This window comes from Fodinibius sp. SL11 (genome assembly GCF_052060035.1).
In the GTDB taxonomy this organism is placed as follows: Bacteria; Bacteroidota; Rhodothermia; order Balneolales; family Balneolaceae; genus Fodinibius.
This window is the reverse complement of record NZ_JBPOEA010000004.1, coordinates 107,602-122,855: the sequence shown is the minus strand read 5'-3', so window position 1 is coordinate 122,855 and position 15,254 is coordinate 107,602. Positions and strand designations below refer to the sequence as shown.

21 protein-coding genes and 1 pseudogene are annotated in these 15,254 nt (G+C 44.2%); 5 read left to right on the top strand and 17 right to left on the bottom strand.

Annotation, left to right across the window (positions count from 1 at the left end):
• Positions 1-55 precede the first annotated feature (55 nt).
• The 4 genes and pseudogenes from ACQ76V_RS07710 to ACQ76V_RS07695 all read right to left on the bottom strand — a co-directional run.
• Positions 56-1,747 (bottom strand): PAS domain-containing sensor histidine kinase, encoded by a 1,692-nt coding sequence (locus ACQ76V_RS07710; protein ID WP_440999908.1) that lies wholly within the window; start codon positions 1,745-1,747, stop codon positions 56-58.
• Between the two features lie 287 nt (positions 1,748-2,034).
• Entirely contained in the window at positions 2,035-2,274 is a 240-nt protein-coding gene (locus ACQ76V_RS07705; protein ID WP_440999907.1) for a hypothetical protein, read from the bottom strand.
• Between the two features lie 370 nt (positions 2,275-2,644).
• The gene (locus ACQ76V_RS07700; protein WP_440999906.1) at positions 2,645-3,769 is read right to left on the bottom strand and encodes a saccharopine dehydrogenase family protein; all 1,125 of its coding nucleotides are present in this window, start codon (positions 3,767-3,769) and stop codon (positions 2,645-2,647) included.
• Positions 3,770-4,389: 620 nt separating this feature from the next.
• Positions 4,390-4,500, bottom strand: a pseudogene (locus ACQ76V_RS07695) (GDCCVxC domain-containing (seleno)protein); the annotation flags it as partial.
• A 192-nt stretch (positions 4,501-4,692) separates the two neighbouring features.
• Here ACQ76V_RS07695 and ACQ76V_RS07690 point away from each other — a divergent pair.
• From ACQ76V_RS07690 to ACQ76V_RS07670, 5 genes are all read left to right on the top strand, one after another.
• Positions 4,693-5,229, top strand: a complete 537-nt coding sequence (locus tag ACQ76V_RS07690; protein WP_440999905.1) for an RNA polymerase sigma factor — start codon at positions 4,693-4,695, stop codon at positions 5,227-5,229.
• A gap of 161 nt (positions 5,230-5,390) precedes the next feature.
• A complete protein-coding gene (locus ACQ76V_RS07685; RefSeq protein ID WP_440999904.1) occupies positions 5,391-5,789 on the top strand; it encodes a DoxX family protein in 399 nt (132 codons plus the stop codon).
• A 20-nt stretch (positions 5,790-5,809) separates the two neighbouring features.
• Entirely contained in the window at positions 5,810-6,292 is a 483-nt protein-coding gene (gene arsN2, locus ACQ76V_RS07680) for an arsenic resistance N-acetyltransferase ArsN2 (RefSeq protein WP_440999903.1), read from the top strand.
• A 44-nt stretch (positions 6,293-6,336) separates the two neighbouring features.
• Complete coding sequence (locus ACQ76V_RS07675; protein WP_440999902.1) at positions 6,337-6,588, top strand: thioredoxin family protein; 252 nt, start codon at positions 6,337-6,339, stop codon at positions 6,586-6,588.
• A 3-nt stretch (positions 6,589-6,591) separates the two neighbouring features.
• On the top strand, positions 6,592-7,569 hold the full coding sequence (locus ACQ76V_RS07670) for a permease (RefSeq protein ID WP_440999901.1): 978 nt from the start codon (positions 6,592-6,594) through the stop codon (positions 7,567-7,569).
• A 102-nt stretch (positions 7,570-7,671) separates the two neighbouring features.
• On the opposite strand, the gene ACQ76V_RS07665 is transcribed toward ACQ76V_RS07670, so the two are convergent.
• The 13 genes from ACQ76V_RS07665 to ACQ76V_RS07605 form a co-directional block, all read right to left on the bottom strand.
• A complete protein-coding gene (locus ACQ76V_RS07665; RefSeq protein ID WP_440999900.1) occupies positions 7,672-8,034 on the bottom strand; it encodes a hypothetical protein in 363 nt (120 codons plus the stop codon).
• Entirely contained in the window at positions 8,034-8,498 is a 465-nt protein-coding gene (locus ACQ76V_RS07660) for a hypothetical protein (RefSeq protein ID WP_440999899.1), read from the bottom strand. Before ACQ76V_RS07660 ends, ACQ76V_RS07665 begins: the two co-directional genes overlap by 1 nt.
• Entirely contained in the window at positions 8,470-8,829 is a 360-nt protein-coding gene (locus ACQ76V_RS07655) for a hypothetical protein (RefSeq protein ID WP_440999898.1), read from the bottom strand. The genes ACQ76V_RS07660 and ACQ76V_RS07655 overlap by 29 nt, the downstream gene beginning before the upstream one ends.
• The gene (locus ACQ76V_RS07650; protein WP_440999897.1) at positions 8,826-9,359 is read right to left on the bottom strand and encodes a hypothetical protein; all 534 of its coding nucleotides are present in this window, start codon (positions 9,357-9,359) and stop codon (positions 8,826-8,828) included. Before ACQ76V_RS07650 ends, ACQ76V_RS07655 begins: the two co-directional genes overlap by 4 nt.
• A gap of 1 nt (position 9,360) precedes the next feature.
• Positions 9,361-9,627: a hypothetical protein gene (locus ACQ76V_RS07645; RefSeq protein ID WP_440999896.1), complete on the bottom strand. Its 267-nt coding sequence runs from the start codon at positions 9,625-9,627 to the stop codon at positions 9,361-9,363.
• Positions 9,628-9,664: 37 nt separating this feature from the next.
• Positions 9,665-10,138, bottom strand: coding sequence for a hypothetical protein (locus ACQ76V_RS07640; RefSeq protein WP_440999895.1), 474 nt, complete (start codon positions 10,136-10,138; stop codon positions 9,665-9,667).
• The gene (locus ACQ76V_RS07635) at positions 10,122-10,697 is read right to left on the bottom strand and encodes a transglycosylase SLT domain-containing protein (RefSeq protein ID WP_440999894.1); all 576 of its coding nucleotides are present in this window, start codon (positions 10,695-10,697) and stop codon (positions 10,122-10,124) included. The genes ACQ76V_RS07640 and ACQ76V_RS07635 overlap by 17 nt, the downstream gene beginning before the upstream one ends.
• Positions 10,697-12,154, bottom strand: coding sequence for a hypothetical protein (locus ACQ76V_RS07630; protein ID WP_440999893.1), 1,458 nt, complete (start codon positions 12,152-12,154; stop codon positions 10,697-10,699). Before ACQ76V_RS07630 ends, ACQ76V_RS07635 begins: the two co-directional genes overlap by 1 nt.
• 3 nt (positions 12,155-12,157) lie before the next feature.
• Entirely contained in the window at positions 12,158-12,712 is a 555-nt protein-coding gene (locus tag ACQ76V_RS07625; RefSeq protein WP_440999892.1) for a hypothetical protein, read from the bottom strand.
• Position 12,713: 1 nt separating this feature from the next.
• Positions 12,714-12,953, bottom strand: a complete 240-nt coding sequence (locus ACQ76V_RS07620; protein WP_440999891.1) for a hypothetical protein — start codon at positions 12,951-12,953, stop codon at positions 12,714-12,716.
• 182 nt (positions 12,954-13,135) lie between these two features.
• On the bottom strand, positions 13,136-13,915 hold the full coding sequence (locus ACQ76V_RS07615) for a hypothetical protein (RefSeq protein WP_440999890.1): 780 nt from the start codon (positions 13,913-13,915) through the stop codon (positions 13,136-13,138).
• 70 nt (positions 13,916-13,985) lie between these two features.
• On the bottom strand, positions 13,986-14,606 hold the full coding sequence (locus ACQ76V_RS07610) for a hypothetical protein (RefSeq protein ID WP_440999889.1): 621 nt from the start codon (positions 14,604-14,606) through the stop codon (positions 13,986-13,988).
• A gap of 108 nt (positions 14,607-14,714) precedes the next feature.
• Positions 14,715-15,236, bottom strand: a complete 522-nt coding sequence (locus ACQ76V_RS07605; protein ID WP_440999888.1) for a hypothetical protein — start codon at positions 15,234-15,236, stop codon at positions 14,715-14,717.
• Positions 15,237-15,254 lie beyond the last annotated feature (18 nt).

Sequence of the window (15,254 nt, the reverse complement as noted above, 5' to 3'; positions counted from 1 at the left end):
CTTAGCAAAGTTAGAATAAATAAAGAAAAATGCTATTAGAAATTAGTAATAATACTTAGTGCGGTAATGGCGCTGTTACGGTAAATTCACATCCATTTTCTGTGTTCTGATATTCGAGCTTTCCTTCTAACTGATGAGTCAGGGTTTGAATAAGATTCATGCCTAATGAATTGCTTTGCTGCAAGGTAAAATTTTCTGGCAGTCCCTTCCCATTATCGGTGACCTGAAGGCGTATCGTATTATCTTTGGTCTCCAAGCGTATGGTTACATGACCTTGCTTTTGTTCTTCAAAGGCATGTTTGTAGGTATTGCTTACTAGCTCATTAACAATAAGGCCGAGCGGAATGGCTTGGTCCATATCCAAGCTAATATCTTCGATATCCATTTCGTAGGAAATATCTTGTTGGGTGCCGGGATTTTGAGTATCGTGGATGGAACTAATTAGATCTTCGATAAACTGCTTCGTGCCCACCTCCGCAAGCGTGCTGCTTTGATAGAGTTTTTCATGGATGGTAGCAATGGTTTGAATTCGCTGTTGGCTGTCATGAAGCGTGAATCGAACCTGTTCATCTTCTGTTTCTAGGGCTTGCACTTCTAGCAATCCCGATATCACGGCCAAATTATTCTTAATGCGGTGGTGAATTTCAGACAGCAGTGTTTTCTTTTCGTCAAGGGACTGCTGGAGTTGTTGTTCGGCTTGCTTGCGAGCCGTGGTAATACTAATAATATGAGCCACGGCTTTAAGGAATAGCTCGTCATTGGTATTTAGCTCATAGTTGTCGGCATACTGGGCGGCTGCAAATCCAAGCGGCCCGGAATCCCCAGGAATAATGACGCCGTAGCTAACCGAGGAATCAGATGTTCGTTGGGTTAACGGTTGGAGCTGGTCGGGTTGTATAATTTGTGGCGTGTTGATGGTTTGTAAGTCCGCGAATTCATGGCCATAGGCTGGGGATTTCTCCAGTGGTGGACTGTTGGCCAGCAGCTGCACTCCAGAGTCTTCCGTAAAGCGAAACAGTTGGGTTCTCCGGGCATCGAGTAGAGTGGTCATTTCTTGGGTGAGCATCTCGTAAAATGATGTTAGCTTACCTGCCTCGAGGGCTTTGGCCCCGACCTCCATGATGGCGGCACGCATCCGAATCTGCTCTTGGAGGAGCCGCTCATGTTCCTTTCGGTCAGTAATATCGCGAAAAATAACGCTCGTTTGAAGCCCTTCACCCTCCGTATGGAAAACGGAGGAAGTCAGTTCAACAGGAATAGGTTTCCCCGTTTTGTGAATGAATGTCAGCTCACCAGAGAAATGGCCGGTTTCCTCTCGTCTCCTAAGAGCTTCCTGCATTTTTTCATTATTCTTGGTTATTCCTTCACGTCCTAACTCATTAATCTCTTCTTCTTTACGACCTAAAATGCGACAACCGGCGGGGTTTACTTTCAAGATAGCTCCGTTGGGATTGGTAAGCATAATACCATCCGAGCTGTGTTGAAACAGTTTCTGATATTTACGTTCGGTGCTGGCCAAATCTTGTTGCGCCTCTCGCTTTTGACTAGCAAAGTAGACCAACACTAATCCACTAACGACAACAAAAATCCAATCTTTCAGAGAAATTAACAGATAGGCAGTGTCCGAATTATCGGCCACCGGTTGGACAAGTTGATCGGTGATAAAGATCCAGGATGTGGCAACAATGATATATACCAGCAGTAATAGTACGGATCGTTTGGATAGCAGTAATGCTACCTTCTTCATGTAATCTCCCATTGTACCGTAACTCCCAAAAAGATACTGTTTAAAATAACCCTAGATGCCAACGGAATATCATGGGCTAACAATGCTATATTCGTTGATGTTATACTGAACCTAAAATTTCTTCAAAGTTGAGAATTTTATTGTCAAATTCAAAAGATGAACTGTGGCAATAAAAAATATAATCAGCTTTAATATTTATATATGACGTTTAAAGAAATATACAGGGCCCAAAATGTTGCTACTTATGACCTAAACGTTGAGATAGTGAATCATGTAACAAGCTCCTGTTAGACGCCAACAAACAAGCTTTCCGTTTGCCTCTTTTGCGCATGGTATCGGTCAATAGTTTTAAACGCTTTAACCATAGCATCTTCGGAAAATATTCCGCTGGTGTAAATGTTTTTCTCCCCATTTGAAAAAATGAGAAATGTCGTTCTCGAAAACTGGTTAAAGCGTTCTTTCACCTTATAAAACCCTTTGTACCGATCTGTTTGATAATATTTTCTGAAGCGTTGATCCGTGTCCATCGAATATACTCCTCAGTATATGATTCAGTTATATTATTTGTTGATTTTATTTATAATTGCTGAAATTCCTAAAATACAAATGAGTATTATGCCTTCTTAGATGATATAATAAATATATCACTGGTAATCTTACAGAAGACATAATACTCCTTTATTTTTTATATAGAAAATTAATATTTGTAAATAAATAATTGATCTTGATTTACTAAAATATTGAAGACCATGTTAAGACATATCATGATTGGTAGGCACTAGTCTTGTAAACGAAGGGGGGGATGAATCCTAAATTTTCTTATTTAAGAAGAAATAAGAAAATTGTATGTGAAAGAAGCCCTATCGTATAATTATTTATATCTAATTCTATCCAGATTTACTGGCGGCTAACATTATAATTAACATCGCGGGCTTCTAGATAATCGAGAATATTTGTAAAACTTTCGGCGTCTGCCCCCAGAAATTCTGGTGCTATGATCCCCGTTCTACCGTAATTACCCGATATAACTAATCGCGCCACAGCTGTGGCTGTATAACCAGTTGTCCGGGCCATGGACGAAATCCCGGTATCTTTGTTAAACTTGTCATACAGATCATAGCGTATTTCAAAGGGTTCACTATCCTCCAGGCCACGCATAATAACCCGCATTACCGTAAACTCTTCTTCATCTTCCGCCAATTCCCATTTGGGAAAAAGCATTTTAGCCGTAAGATCAAGGGGGCGAATGTTACACCCACCTACTTCTACCTTTTCTTTGCTGAGAAAACCTGTTTCGCGCAATACCCGCATGTACTCAATATGGCCGGGATAGCGGAGCGTCTTTTCTTTCATATTGGGGATATCCATCGTCTGGAGCAGGGTTCGAAGCCCATCCGTGTTAAACGACTCGAGCGTACCAATGGAGTCAAATTCTACATATTCTGGCTCGGACAGTGCCTCTTTTGTCACCATTTCCCCATTGATTCGCATTCGCGCGGGCCGAAGGTACTCCTCAATCACATCAATTGGGGAAAAGGGGGCCTTATATTCATATGGCCAGTTGCGTTTCACCGGTAAGCCGCCGACCATGTATTCGAACTCTTCAATATGTATTTGCTGGTCGTAATACCCCAGAATCATATTGCTCATACCCGGAGCTACTCCACAGTCAACAATAGCAGTCACATCATGCTTTTGCGCTAATTCGTCTAGCTCGAAAGGGTCTTTATCAAAAAATGAGATATCAACTACATCTTTTTTCTCTTTTATAATCTCTCGCAATGTATCAAACCCCATAAACCCGGGTACTGCCGAAACCACCAAGTCCGCATTTCCGATAGCTTCCTTTAATAAGTGCGATTGGGAAAGATCAGCCTGCTTAGTTTGGACATCATATTTTTGTTGGACGTGACTCAACCTGGTTTTGTCAATATCAAACAGTGTTACATCAAAATCGGGTGTTAAGTCTGCAGCTATAGCGCTGCCAACCATGCCTCCCCCTAATACGGTTATCTTGCGCATCTATGTAATTGTTTAAGTTAAATCGTTGACATAATGAATATATCTACCCGAGTCGCTAGTAATTCCAATCAACCATGTACTATGCATTCCCAATTCAGGGTACTAAAGAATGGCAGAGCAGTAAAGGGATCAATATAGGAAGATGAAAAAAAGTGGTGAGTATAGCTAACATAATTTCCCCATTGTGACTATGAATTGTCCTATGATATCACATGTAACCTCCACTGGAAGAAATGCGAAATGACTCAATAGAGGCTTAAAAATTGAACAACTTTGATTCACGTTGAATAACGTGGGTTTTCACTATCTACACTATAATGTGTAATAGTCGAATATATGTTTTACTAGCTATTGATATAATTTTAATGTCATTGGATTGAGAATCCTGAGGAAGGCAAAATTAAGAAAGCCTCGGCCGTTCAAAGCCGGGGCCCTGACTATTCATCAAGAGAGACGCTACTTGAGAGTAGCGCAGGAAAAGTTCGGTAAAATTTAATAGATTTCAAACATAAGGATTAAGCTATTTGTAGGTAACAAATGGTGACATGAAATTCCTTACCATTGGGGCTAAATATGTAAACTTCTTCTCCAACTGTTATTGCTTCAGATCAGTACAATAATTAGCAGCAGGATTTCTCCTTTTGAACAGGTGGACATGGAGTATCACCGTAGGAGCAAAATACGCAGCAATCATTCTGTTTAGGTTTTAATCCCTCCCCACAATTTGGGCATTTCCGCTTGGAATTCCGGCCCTTTTTGAGGCGTATCGGTTACATGCATTAAATTGTTCAAATGAGTGGAATTAATTAACTGGTAGATTGGGATTCCCAAACTTATACGTAATCAAAATAGTTATTTGACTTTATCGCAATAATACGATTAATTAACACCTAATAATTAATCGCCCAATTACGATTAATAAAATGACGGAACATCTTTGGCAAACATATTCCAATCGGGTCTGCCGCTATTTCCAAAAACGATTGGACCAGAAGTATATGGCATGTGATCTCATGCAGGATACGTTTCAAAAGGTATTTACCAACGAAGAGAAGCTGGAAGGTATTGGTAATTATGAGTCTTGGATATTCCGCATCGCTCGTAATACGCTGATCGATTATACGCGCAAGAAAAAAGAAGATTCGCTTGACGATTTATCTATTTCTGCTGACACCCGTTTTAAAGATGCTCAGAAGTCTGAAATTGAAGAGATCAGCAAATGTTTAATGGAACTAATTGAAGAATACAGCAGGGAAGAGCAGGATGTGTTGTTGAAAGTTTTTAAAAAATCCCTCTCCCAAAAAGAGGCCGCCAAGCATCTCAACATTCCCTACAGCACCTTTAAATCACGGGTACAAAAAGCCCGAAAGGAAATTGTGATTCAGTTTAACCGGCGTTGTTGTCAGCTAAAATATGATAGCAACAACCAGATTATCGGTTGTGACCCATTGAGTCAATAAGATAATAGGTCCGTTCTTACCTGACCTACGGGCCTGCCTTACGTAGTTACTGCTAAATAATCCTCCCTTCACAAAAAAGTTTCAGAGAGAGATAGCAAATCTCGTCTTTTGAAAATCTCATTCGTCTTTATAGTAGAAATAGGAACAAAACTCCAAAGACGATGAGAAAACAACTTACAACGATATCCAGATTCGCCATAGCCGGATTTTTTATCACGCGCGGTATTACGCGTGTGATCTCCTATGAAGAGTTCCTTGAGGGGCTAACAGCCGTGGGAATTCCATTTCCATCGGTGTTTATGGCCCTCATAATTGGCATAGAGCTAAGTGGGGGATTATTTCTGTTTTTGGGATATAAGGTAGCGGTTGTCTCGCAATGTATCATAATTGGCACCTTATTGACCACCCTATTCTTCCAACGGCAAATACTACCGATCGCAAGTGACCTGGCCATTATTGGCGGGTTGTTGTTGCTAATCCAAAGTGGGGGCGGGGAGACCTTTATCGAATATGCGAAAACGGATATCAAACATTTACCTGATTACAAAACAAGACTTTAAAATACGAACGACGACTTATTATGAATACACAAATGGATTATCAAATAGAAAAAGCAAAACTAGAAGAGTTATCAACAGTGCGGAACATACTTGAAGGATGTGGGCTGCCCAGCCGGGATCTTACCAACGATCATATGCAGCATTTCTTTATCGTAAAGGGAGACACCGAGCCCATAGGGACCATTGGACTGGAAATATATAATGGGCATGGTCTTCTCCGGTCCTTAGCTGTCCGCAGTGACCACCGTGGATCGGGGCTGGGAACAGTACTTGTCCGGAACATTGAATCCTATGCCAAGAAATTGGGCATCGATGCAATGTATCTGCTGACCACTACGGCCGACAGGTTTTTCCAGGACATCGGGTACAAGGAACTGTCAAGAAAAGAGATTCCCGAGGTGGTATTGCAAAGTGATGAGTTTGCCCAGATTTGCCCATCAAGTGCAGTAGCCATGACTAAAGACTTAGGCCAGGACGAAAGAATATACACTGACCAATCGTAGTCGATTTACCGGTACTTAACTCTAATTACAAATCTTTACTACCTATGCGTATTACAGTCAAAATTCTACAATCTGCATGTAACTGTTCATCTTCGAAGGAAATCAAAGATGAGATTAAACAGGCCGCCGACGAAGAAGGGTTGTCGGTCGAAATAGAAGAAACGTCTGATCTACAAGAGACGATGAAATATGGGACCACGAATTTCCCAGCTCTTGTCATTGATGAGGAGGTTCGCAGCTACGAAAACATTGGCGGACTGGATGGATTGAAACAATTACTTAACAGAACCCAATAAATTATGGATGCTTTATTTGATTTATTTGTGACATTAGCGGACTATCTGATATTTGATGTGTTAGCCCTTTCAAAAGAGCTGTGGTACGCCGAAGCCGCTCATTTCTTTGTGGCTAATTTTTCAAAGATATTGGTTCTGCTCGTTATAGCAATATATGTCATGAGCATCATTACGGATTATTTGTCGTATGACAGGATTGGGGCTTTTCTGGAAAAAAACAAAACAGTGGGAGTCGGCAATATTCTTGCTTCGGCTCTTGGGGCCATAACCCCGTTCTGCTCGTGCTCGTCAGTCCCACTGTTTGTTGGTATGATGCAGGGTCGGGTGCCCCTTGGAATTTCACTTTCCTTTCTAATTACATCTCCACTGGTAAACGAGGTAGCGATTGCCGTATTTTGGGTCAGTTATGGCTGGAAGGTTACTCTGATCTATGTATTGTCGGGTATTGTCCTCGGTGTAGTAGGAGGAATCTTGTTAGAGAAGATGGGATTCGGCAAGTATGTGGCGGATTGGATTCAAGAACTTGACTATAAAGAGATGACCGTTGAGGAAGACTCTAAACCATTTCTGCAACGCCTTCCAAGTATTCACCAGGAAGCCTATACGACCATTGGCAAATTAATACCCTACGTCTTTGCAGGCATGGTAGTCGGGTCGTTTATCCATGGTTATGTACCCCGGACATTTTTTGAGCAATATATGGCTGACAATAATCTATTAGCTGTTCCTTTTTCGGTTATTATGGCTATTCCGCTTTATTTGGATGCGGTGAGTGTATTACCCGTAATAGAATCCTTAATTGGCAAGGGGGTACCCATGGGAACAGCTATTGCTTTTATGATGGGAGCCATTGGATTGTCGCTGCCAGAAGCCCTTCTGCTTAAAAAGGTAATGAAGAAAAGATTGTTGTTAGGATTTTTCGTGACAATAGGCTTGGGAATGATCCTGTCCGGTTATTTTTTCAATTTAGTTTTGGGCTGAAGTAGGAATCATGTTCTTTATGAAGAAGTATTTTATTTGGTGTTTTATTGATGCTTGGAAATAAAAGAGTAGGGCTCTAATAGCAAGAGCCCTACTGAATACCTAAAAGATTTTATTTAAGATTTTTTTAGTTAAATCTCCTATCCGTATCAAAACCTTTCCACCAAACTGGTCCATAACAACCCGCAGCTCATTCAAGAAAAGATCTAATAGCCGCTCTTTTTCTTGAGGGGAGAGTTTTCTTCCTTTTGTACTGTTGGGATTGGTGTATTGCCCGTACAGGCGAAGAATATTTTGGGCTTTTTCAAACAGGATTCGGATTTGAACCGAGGCCGACAAGGCAACCATTCCGAGTATAATCACACCTATCTCGGCCAGGTTATTCGGAGATACCAGGCTGGTTATCCATTCGGGGATGGTAAGAAACAGGATGGCTGTAAATAATAATGTTAAGAAAATAGTCATTAGTTGTTCTCATTTGGGTTATGGGTTTTGTAACGGGAAATATCCATGGCTTTGATTCGGAGGTCGGAGCAGTCGTCATCAAACAAAGAGTTGCCTGGTAGCTTTTGATGTTGGTTCTTCTGGATTTGTGTGAGCCACTGGCGTCCCAGGTTTTTTGCCTGTTGCTTTTGTAAACCTTCTCCCTGGCCTTGGAGTAGCTGGTCAATGCCGTTGGTTTGGGCCATACCTGAAGAAATGGCTACCATGCCATAGAGATATCCTATGATCTCTAGGATAGATAGGATGAGCAAAAGTGTTGTATCAACTCCAGATGCAGACAGTTTTCCTGTGGAGATAAGTCCAGCTATTGAAAGGCTGGCCACGCCACTTTTTACAATTCTTTTCCCGTTTTCAGGAGTTTTGCTTTTAAACAAACTGATTAAGGACGGTACTGTCTTAATGATGGTGTGAATGATCTTTGGCATGTGAAGTGTCATGGGTTGAAGGGAAAGTCTTTGAGGATGGCTTGTATGGCAGGACCTCAAATTCGATTGTTCTAATTCGCTTGTTATGATCGTTGAAGCGGACGTTCGTACGCTCTACATGTGTTTCCAAGTTTTTTTCTAATTTGTTTAGATTGTCAGCTTGCACTTTGACTTTTTCGTTGATCCCGATCATCAGCTCATACCACTTTTTGATTTCAGCGGTTTGGTTGTTAATGGAATCGTAGATACCGGTCAGAAACAAGCAGATAATCGTAGTGACAATCAGCTCCTTGTATTTTTGGAAAAAGCCATCTGCTTGGGAGTTGCTCATGGGGCGTACCGCTTTATCGCCTCATCCAGCGTAATGGATTGTTTATTCGATTTGCAATAGAAGTGTCCACCGGTTAACGACTGGTAATAATACTGGCCGCCAATTCGTAGCCACCGTAGTGGGCGCGGGGACCGCCCGTTTCCTGCCCATCCGTCCACGTGCAAGCCGATAGCCGGTACGTTGTTACCTTCTTTGTTCGTGTAGCTCCAATCAAAGTACAAGCCTACGCCTTGGAATCCCCAGGTTGTGGCGAGGAGCCAGTGCTGTAGGGCTGAGGGTTGGTGTTTAAGCCATTGGTCAAATAGCAGTACATCAAATGCCATTCCGTGGCCATGGGACTTTTGGTCTCCTTTTCGCCAGGCAGAGCTGATAAGAGTTGGCAGCTCGTGCCATCGGCGCCAGGCCAAAAAGGAGCGCAAAAACCCAATGTCTATTCTTTTGATTGTGCCAGGCCCTTGAATTTCAAATTCGGTCAGTGCGAAGTGGTTTCCGTAGCTGTCCAATAGCGCTGTAAAATCTTTGATTTTCATGTTAGCGTCCTCTCCTTTTTGCTAGCAGTAGTAGTCCGATAACTCCAATACCCACTGCCACTTTTACTTTTGGTGGGATTTCTCCGTTGATGTATTTCTTAGCTTCCGTAATGAGATCTTTTTGGGTTTCGGTGGTATTCTCTTTCGTAGGTTCTCCTAAGCCTTGCCCGCATCTGCAGGGTTTGCTAATGTATCCGGTTGAGTTACCGAGTCCGCTGGCATTGCATCTACAATTACATTTATTGGCGTGGGTATATTCTGTTTCCATAGTTGGGTACCTATTTCAGTGTTTAATTTGAAGTGAGTTACAACAGTAGTTTCCAAAGCAAGAGCCCGCCGGTCGTGGCACCACCGATTACTGCGGCATGTTTCTTTTGAATTTCTATGCCTCCGACCTTGACCGTTCCATCCAGTATACCTCCGCTTCCACTGGCTGTTTTTGTAGCAGCTGGGTTTGCGGAATTCTGAACGCGGACACGGGAAGTCGTTTTTTCATCCGACTTAGACCGTTTCTTGGATTTGATTTTTTTGGGTGTAAGTTTGACTCTAGCAGGTGGGGGTACGGGGTTGCTGTCAATAACGGGTCGCTTTTTTGGTAGGGGCCGAGGTTTTATAGTTGGTTTAGGAAGGGTTTTTCGTTTCGGTTGAATAATCCTTCTATTGCGCAGGGTTGGTTTATTGATAGTTGGTAAACTGCGACTGAGGGGAAGGGCTGGGATTCGTCCCAGCCCTTCATCTTCCTGGGAATCATAATAGATAAAACTAGATTCGCTGTTCATGGTCTTTTGTGGTCATGTAGTAGTTATAAGTTGCAAAGGCTATAGCGGTCATCGGAAGGACGTACACGGACAAACTGGTTGCTTTGGAAAGGCCGAGTAGCTGGCCAATAAGCTGTTTTCGTTGCAGGACATCGCGGCTGTAGTCTCGGCCGGTCGTTACCGAATCGGGTGGAAGCTCCGCGTAAATAGCGGACCGAACCTTATTTGGACCAGCGTTATAGGCTGCTACGGCTTGGGCTTGGTTGCCCTCAAACTCTCGGAGTAGCTTTGCCAAGTACTCTGCCCCATAATCAATATTGGCTTGGTGGTCCAGTGGGTTGTGGCGGTTGGTAAATCCGGGGTGATATCGCCGGTCAATTTGCATAATACCGATGCCGTTTCCATGATCTCCGGTACCATCAGCAGATAAGGCCAGTCCCATTCGGCTTTCTCGGGAAGCGATAGCCAATAATAACATCAGCGGGATACCATATCGCTTTGATGCTTCGGAAAAGTAAGGCATCAGGCCACGCAAGCGCACGTAGGTAAGTTCGGTTGACAAGGAAAGGGACAGGGTCATCAAACGGTCAATTTCATTTTATAATTGACCTTTCGCATCTGGCCAGCCATAATCGTGAATTGATCGGCAGGTGCTAAAGCTTTACGAGCAACTAATTTCGATTGAAATCGGTTTGAGGTATTATCTTTTTTAGTATATAACCCGATTTCTTTGATGGTAATATCAGTCGTCCCCCGATTTTCAAAAACGCGGGATATGTTGAAGTATGCCTCATTATTGGCCTCATCAATGGTCACATTATCATCAATATACATGCCGTGGTGAATCAACTGTCCATCCCCACTTCCGTGCGTGATTCCACCAATGTTATAGGGGGTATCTTGGTTTGCATCAGGGGAGAGAGCGGTATCAGTCATGGAGACAAATTTATTGCTTTGTCCAAGACGTAATCCTAATTTCCACCCTTGGTCATTATCAGAAGCGACTTCTTCAAGGGAACACATCGAAGTCCCACCGCCTAGTGAAGCCATAAGAATTCGGGCCCAACTTGAGTTTGTTGTGTTTACGGCTTGTGTTCGCACGGCATTTGCAAATTCAGCTAATAATCCTCCATTAGTGCCATTTAAATTGGTATTTTGATTAAAGTTTTCGAGCTCAAATTTACATTCGTAATCGAGAGTTAACGTCTTAGCATCAGGTAAGTTAATGGCTGATTGAAGTATATCTCTAGCATATAGGTTGCCAATGTTACATCCCGCTGATCGATCTGTATTGAGGTAGGTCATGAGTCCCATTTCTTGTATAGAAATATCCTGTCCTGATGCATTCGTGAAGGGGGCAGATATCGTGAAAATAGATTTCTCTTGGTCTGTTATTACTCCTGAAACGGAGACGGCCCCTCTTGACAAGAGGGCATCAACTACATTTTCTAATCCGACATCAGATACGCTGACAGGTCTGTTTCCAGTGCCAAGTGTTGGATAAAGCTTTCGAATTGGAGCACAATATCGCTGGGTTACTCCAATAGATTGATAAGATTTTGCAATGACGGTAGCATCATCGGCTACATAGGAAGTAGGATCAATGGTAGTTGGTGCATCTTTGAGGCGAACATAGTTACCATTTGAATGTGTGCCCTCTACCTCCCAGGTTCCATTTAATTGAGGAACCGATTGACATCCCCAAATATGAACCCATACAGGTTCTACTCCATTGGGGTTTGGGCTTTGGCTACCACTGTTAAATATATTTGAAAGCGAGTATCGGTATAGCTCAACTGCTCCTTCGTGAATACGTATGCTTGTTATAGAATAATCTGGAATATATTGTGAGATAGGAGATATCAGACGCTTGGTTCTGCCCCCGTGCATCATACCATGAATATCACGCAGAAAATTTCCGACGAAAGACTCGCAGTGCATACGGAAGAGATGTGTTCCGTCTATGCTCACATTACAAAAAAGATCCATTCCTTGATTGGGAGTTCCTATTGATAGTGTATGACTAATAGTATCCATGGATTACAGAATTGTTGTTATTGGGTTGGTGGAATAGTTGGAAGAGGTTGGGCCCTGATGTGGTGAGATATTTGAGTCAGTGTTTATTTCTGATATTGCGGTTTGAGTAAATGATGTTGGTTCGTAATCCGTCGTTGAAATATTTTTGATAGAGGTATCAGTTATCATGTCTGTAGTCGGAATGGGGGTGATTATTAGCTGAACGATACTCTTTAAGTGATTGTCGCTTGTTATTTTGACATCATCCGGAGTAATGACTGAATAGATAGGGGATTGCCCTACTAGTTCGTTGGAAGTCTTGGAACGTACTCGGAAATAGTGCCGGGCATCCAAATAGGTAATGGGGAAATACAGCGTGTGGTAGCGGACCATCTCCGCAGGTTCGCGGTGGTATTCAGGGGTAGTAGCCATGTTATCGGGATCCAATCCCCAATCCATTTGGGATGAGGCTTTTTGGCCGGTGGCCCATGAGACCTGGATGGAACCGTCGACCAGCATGCCGCTGACCACACGCATTTTAAATCCTTCGGAAAACTCTTTGCCGGTAATTTCGCTCATGTCAGGCGCTCCAGAAGATTTCGGTTACGAGGGCTTTCGAGGTTTCGAGTGCTCCGGACTCCTCATCCCACAGGCCCATCATGCCGCCTTTGTAGAGTTCTTTGAACTGACGCTCGTCCATATGGAGGGTTTCGCCCGGTTTCAGCCGGAAGGTGTAGTACCGCTCGTCAATGCGATTTTCGTCAAGGGCGACCATAAACTCCCCGTCGCTGTTATTTTGGATGATGACTCCAAGGCGCATGGGGTTGCCGTTCACGAGCTTGACAGGATTTGTCCCCTGCTTGAGGACCGGCGAAATAGAGGTCCCGATACGTCCGGCGGGTCCGATTCCGATGGAAGGGGCATTTACCTTGAGTTGATCTAATAGGGCATCCATTTTCTGGGTGAGCTCGCAAAGCGACTGGATGAGGCTGTTCCACATGGTTATACCTCCAGTGGGTTCGGCTCAGACTTCTGTACCGCGTAGGATTCACAGAGAAAACTTACGCCAGCCTGCTGCGCTCCTTTGTTGGAGGCGTACACCTGGAACGGCATATTGGAGCCAATGATAAAGGGCACATTGGCATAGAACTGACCAAACTCGTCGTTAATCTGCTCCAAATACACTTCGTTGCGAATGGTGGTGTTGTAGACCTTCAGGCTGGCGGTGATATCGCCGGGCCGGTCGCTGCTCATTGCCAGGCGTCGGGCTTCTACGTCGATGCTTTTGGCTTTTACGCCCATATCGATATTTACTGCACCCGGGGCTAATGCGGCTTGCCCGTAGAGAAAGCGCGGTTGGGGCATCGGACTGCTAATTTCAGAGTAGATGTTGATCAGTTTTGTAAGGCTATAATGGTCATAGCCCACCAGCTGGATGTTGACCGTCTGAGGGGCGTTGTGGGTATTGGTCAGCTCGAAGACCAGGCTGTTACTTTTTTGGATAATGAATGGGGCCAGCAGGCCATCAATGTGGCGAAACAACTGATGAACAACCGATAATTGCAGGTCGCGAAACAGGTACAAATCCTCGTTAAGTCGAGCGGATACAAACACCTTATTCATGTCTAAGGCGTAGGGCAATATCTTTTGGACGCCAAAACTTTCCCCGCCCATGCCATTCATCATCATGTGCCGGGTGCCACCGGCTGGGATTTCAATTGCTTTGGCCGGATTAAAAGGCGTAGATTCGGTTGGTGGAATAAAATTTTTTACAATTTTCATTACGGTCAGCTAGGAGTTAGGGCAATAAAAAAGCCGGCAACGACCCGAAGGCCGCTGCCGGACAGAGGGGTTATTTTTCAGGCTTCATTTCAGCCACGACAATGCTGGCGCGCAGGTACAACAGGCCCTGGCCGGAAGTTGTCCAGTTTTCGTCGCTTGGGAACACCGAGGAATCCTCAAAGTGAACTGACAGCGACAAGGTCTGATTTACAGCCAGATCGAATGGGTCAGCCAGGCGATACTCGTCCGCTGAGCGAAGGGCGGCGATACGTTTGAAGACCACCGGAGCATCTACGGTATTCGCCGTGCCGGCCACCAACTGCACGTCCGTGCCGGAGAAGTTGGAGTGCTTGGAGATGGGCACGCGCAGGAACTCCTTGTTGTCATTATCGGCCTGCAAAATAACGCCGGCATCCTTCAGCGAGTTGACGATCCCGCGGGCATCGATGCTGTTAGCTTCATCATCCTCAATGAACTGTTTGGTTACCTCGAAGGAAAGCGCAAGGATACGTCGCTTGAGTTCCCCCGGGAAGGGATTACCCACGTAATTGTTGCGGGTGATTTTCCGCGTGGAGTTGGGCGGAAAGAAGTTAACGACAGCGCCGTTTTTGGTGACTTGCTGGGTATCAAAATAGGTTTTGATGCGCGCGCTGGCGGGGACAATAGCTTTTTTAGAAATTTGGTTACTCATAGTTCGTTGTTAGTTAAAAGGGTTGTAAATGGGGCCGCTTTGGCCTACTGCTTGTTCCCGCAGGCAGTCCCTTGTTCAGCAGGAGCTATGAGAAAAATGGGTTGCCGATTACACCTCCACGGTATCTTCAAATACAGTTTCGATTTGAGAGATGTGGCCGGTTTCTTTGGGGAGGGATACCGGTGGCGCTGGCTCAGGGGATAGGTTTTGCTCATCCCATAGGTATTCGCTGCCTTCCATCAGGCCCTGGGAAGGCGTCCAGTCGGGCATGATGAACTTGATGAGTTCCATTACGCCTTGCACGCCGAGGCCCATAGCCAAGCCGCGAAGGTGAGTGTTTTTGGTAAACATGGTGAAGACCATGCCGAGGGTAAGAGGCAGGCCAACGCGGGCCGCTTGCTGGACGGTAGCCGAGCTTCCGCCAAGAATAGCGGGAACGGCCAGCCCGTTGAGCTGCGCACCAATTGCCTGGCCGCCCACAATATATCCGGCAGTGATAAGCTGCTGCTTAAATTCGCTTACCGCTTTTTCGGTAGTTGTTTGTTTTGCCATAGTTGCAGGTTTAGGGGTTGTTGGGTTTTCGATTATATCCAAGTGAGTTGGATTTTTTGCAAATATTCGTTGGGTCATAGGTTGGTTCGATAAGGG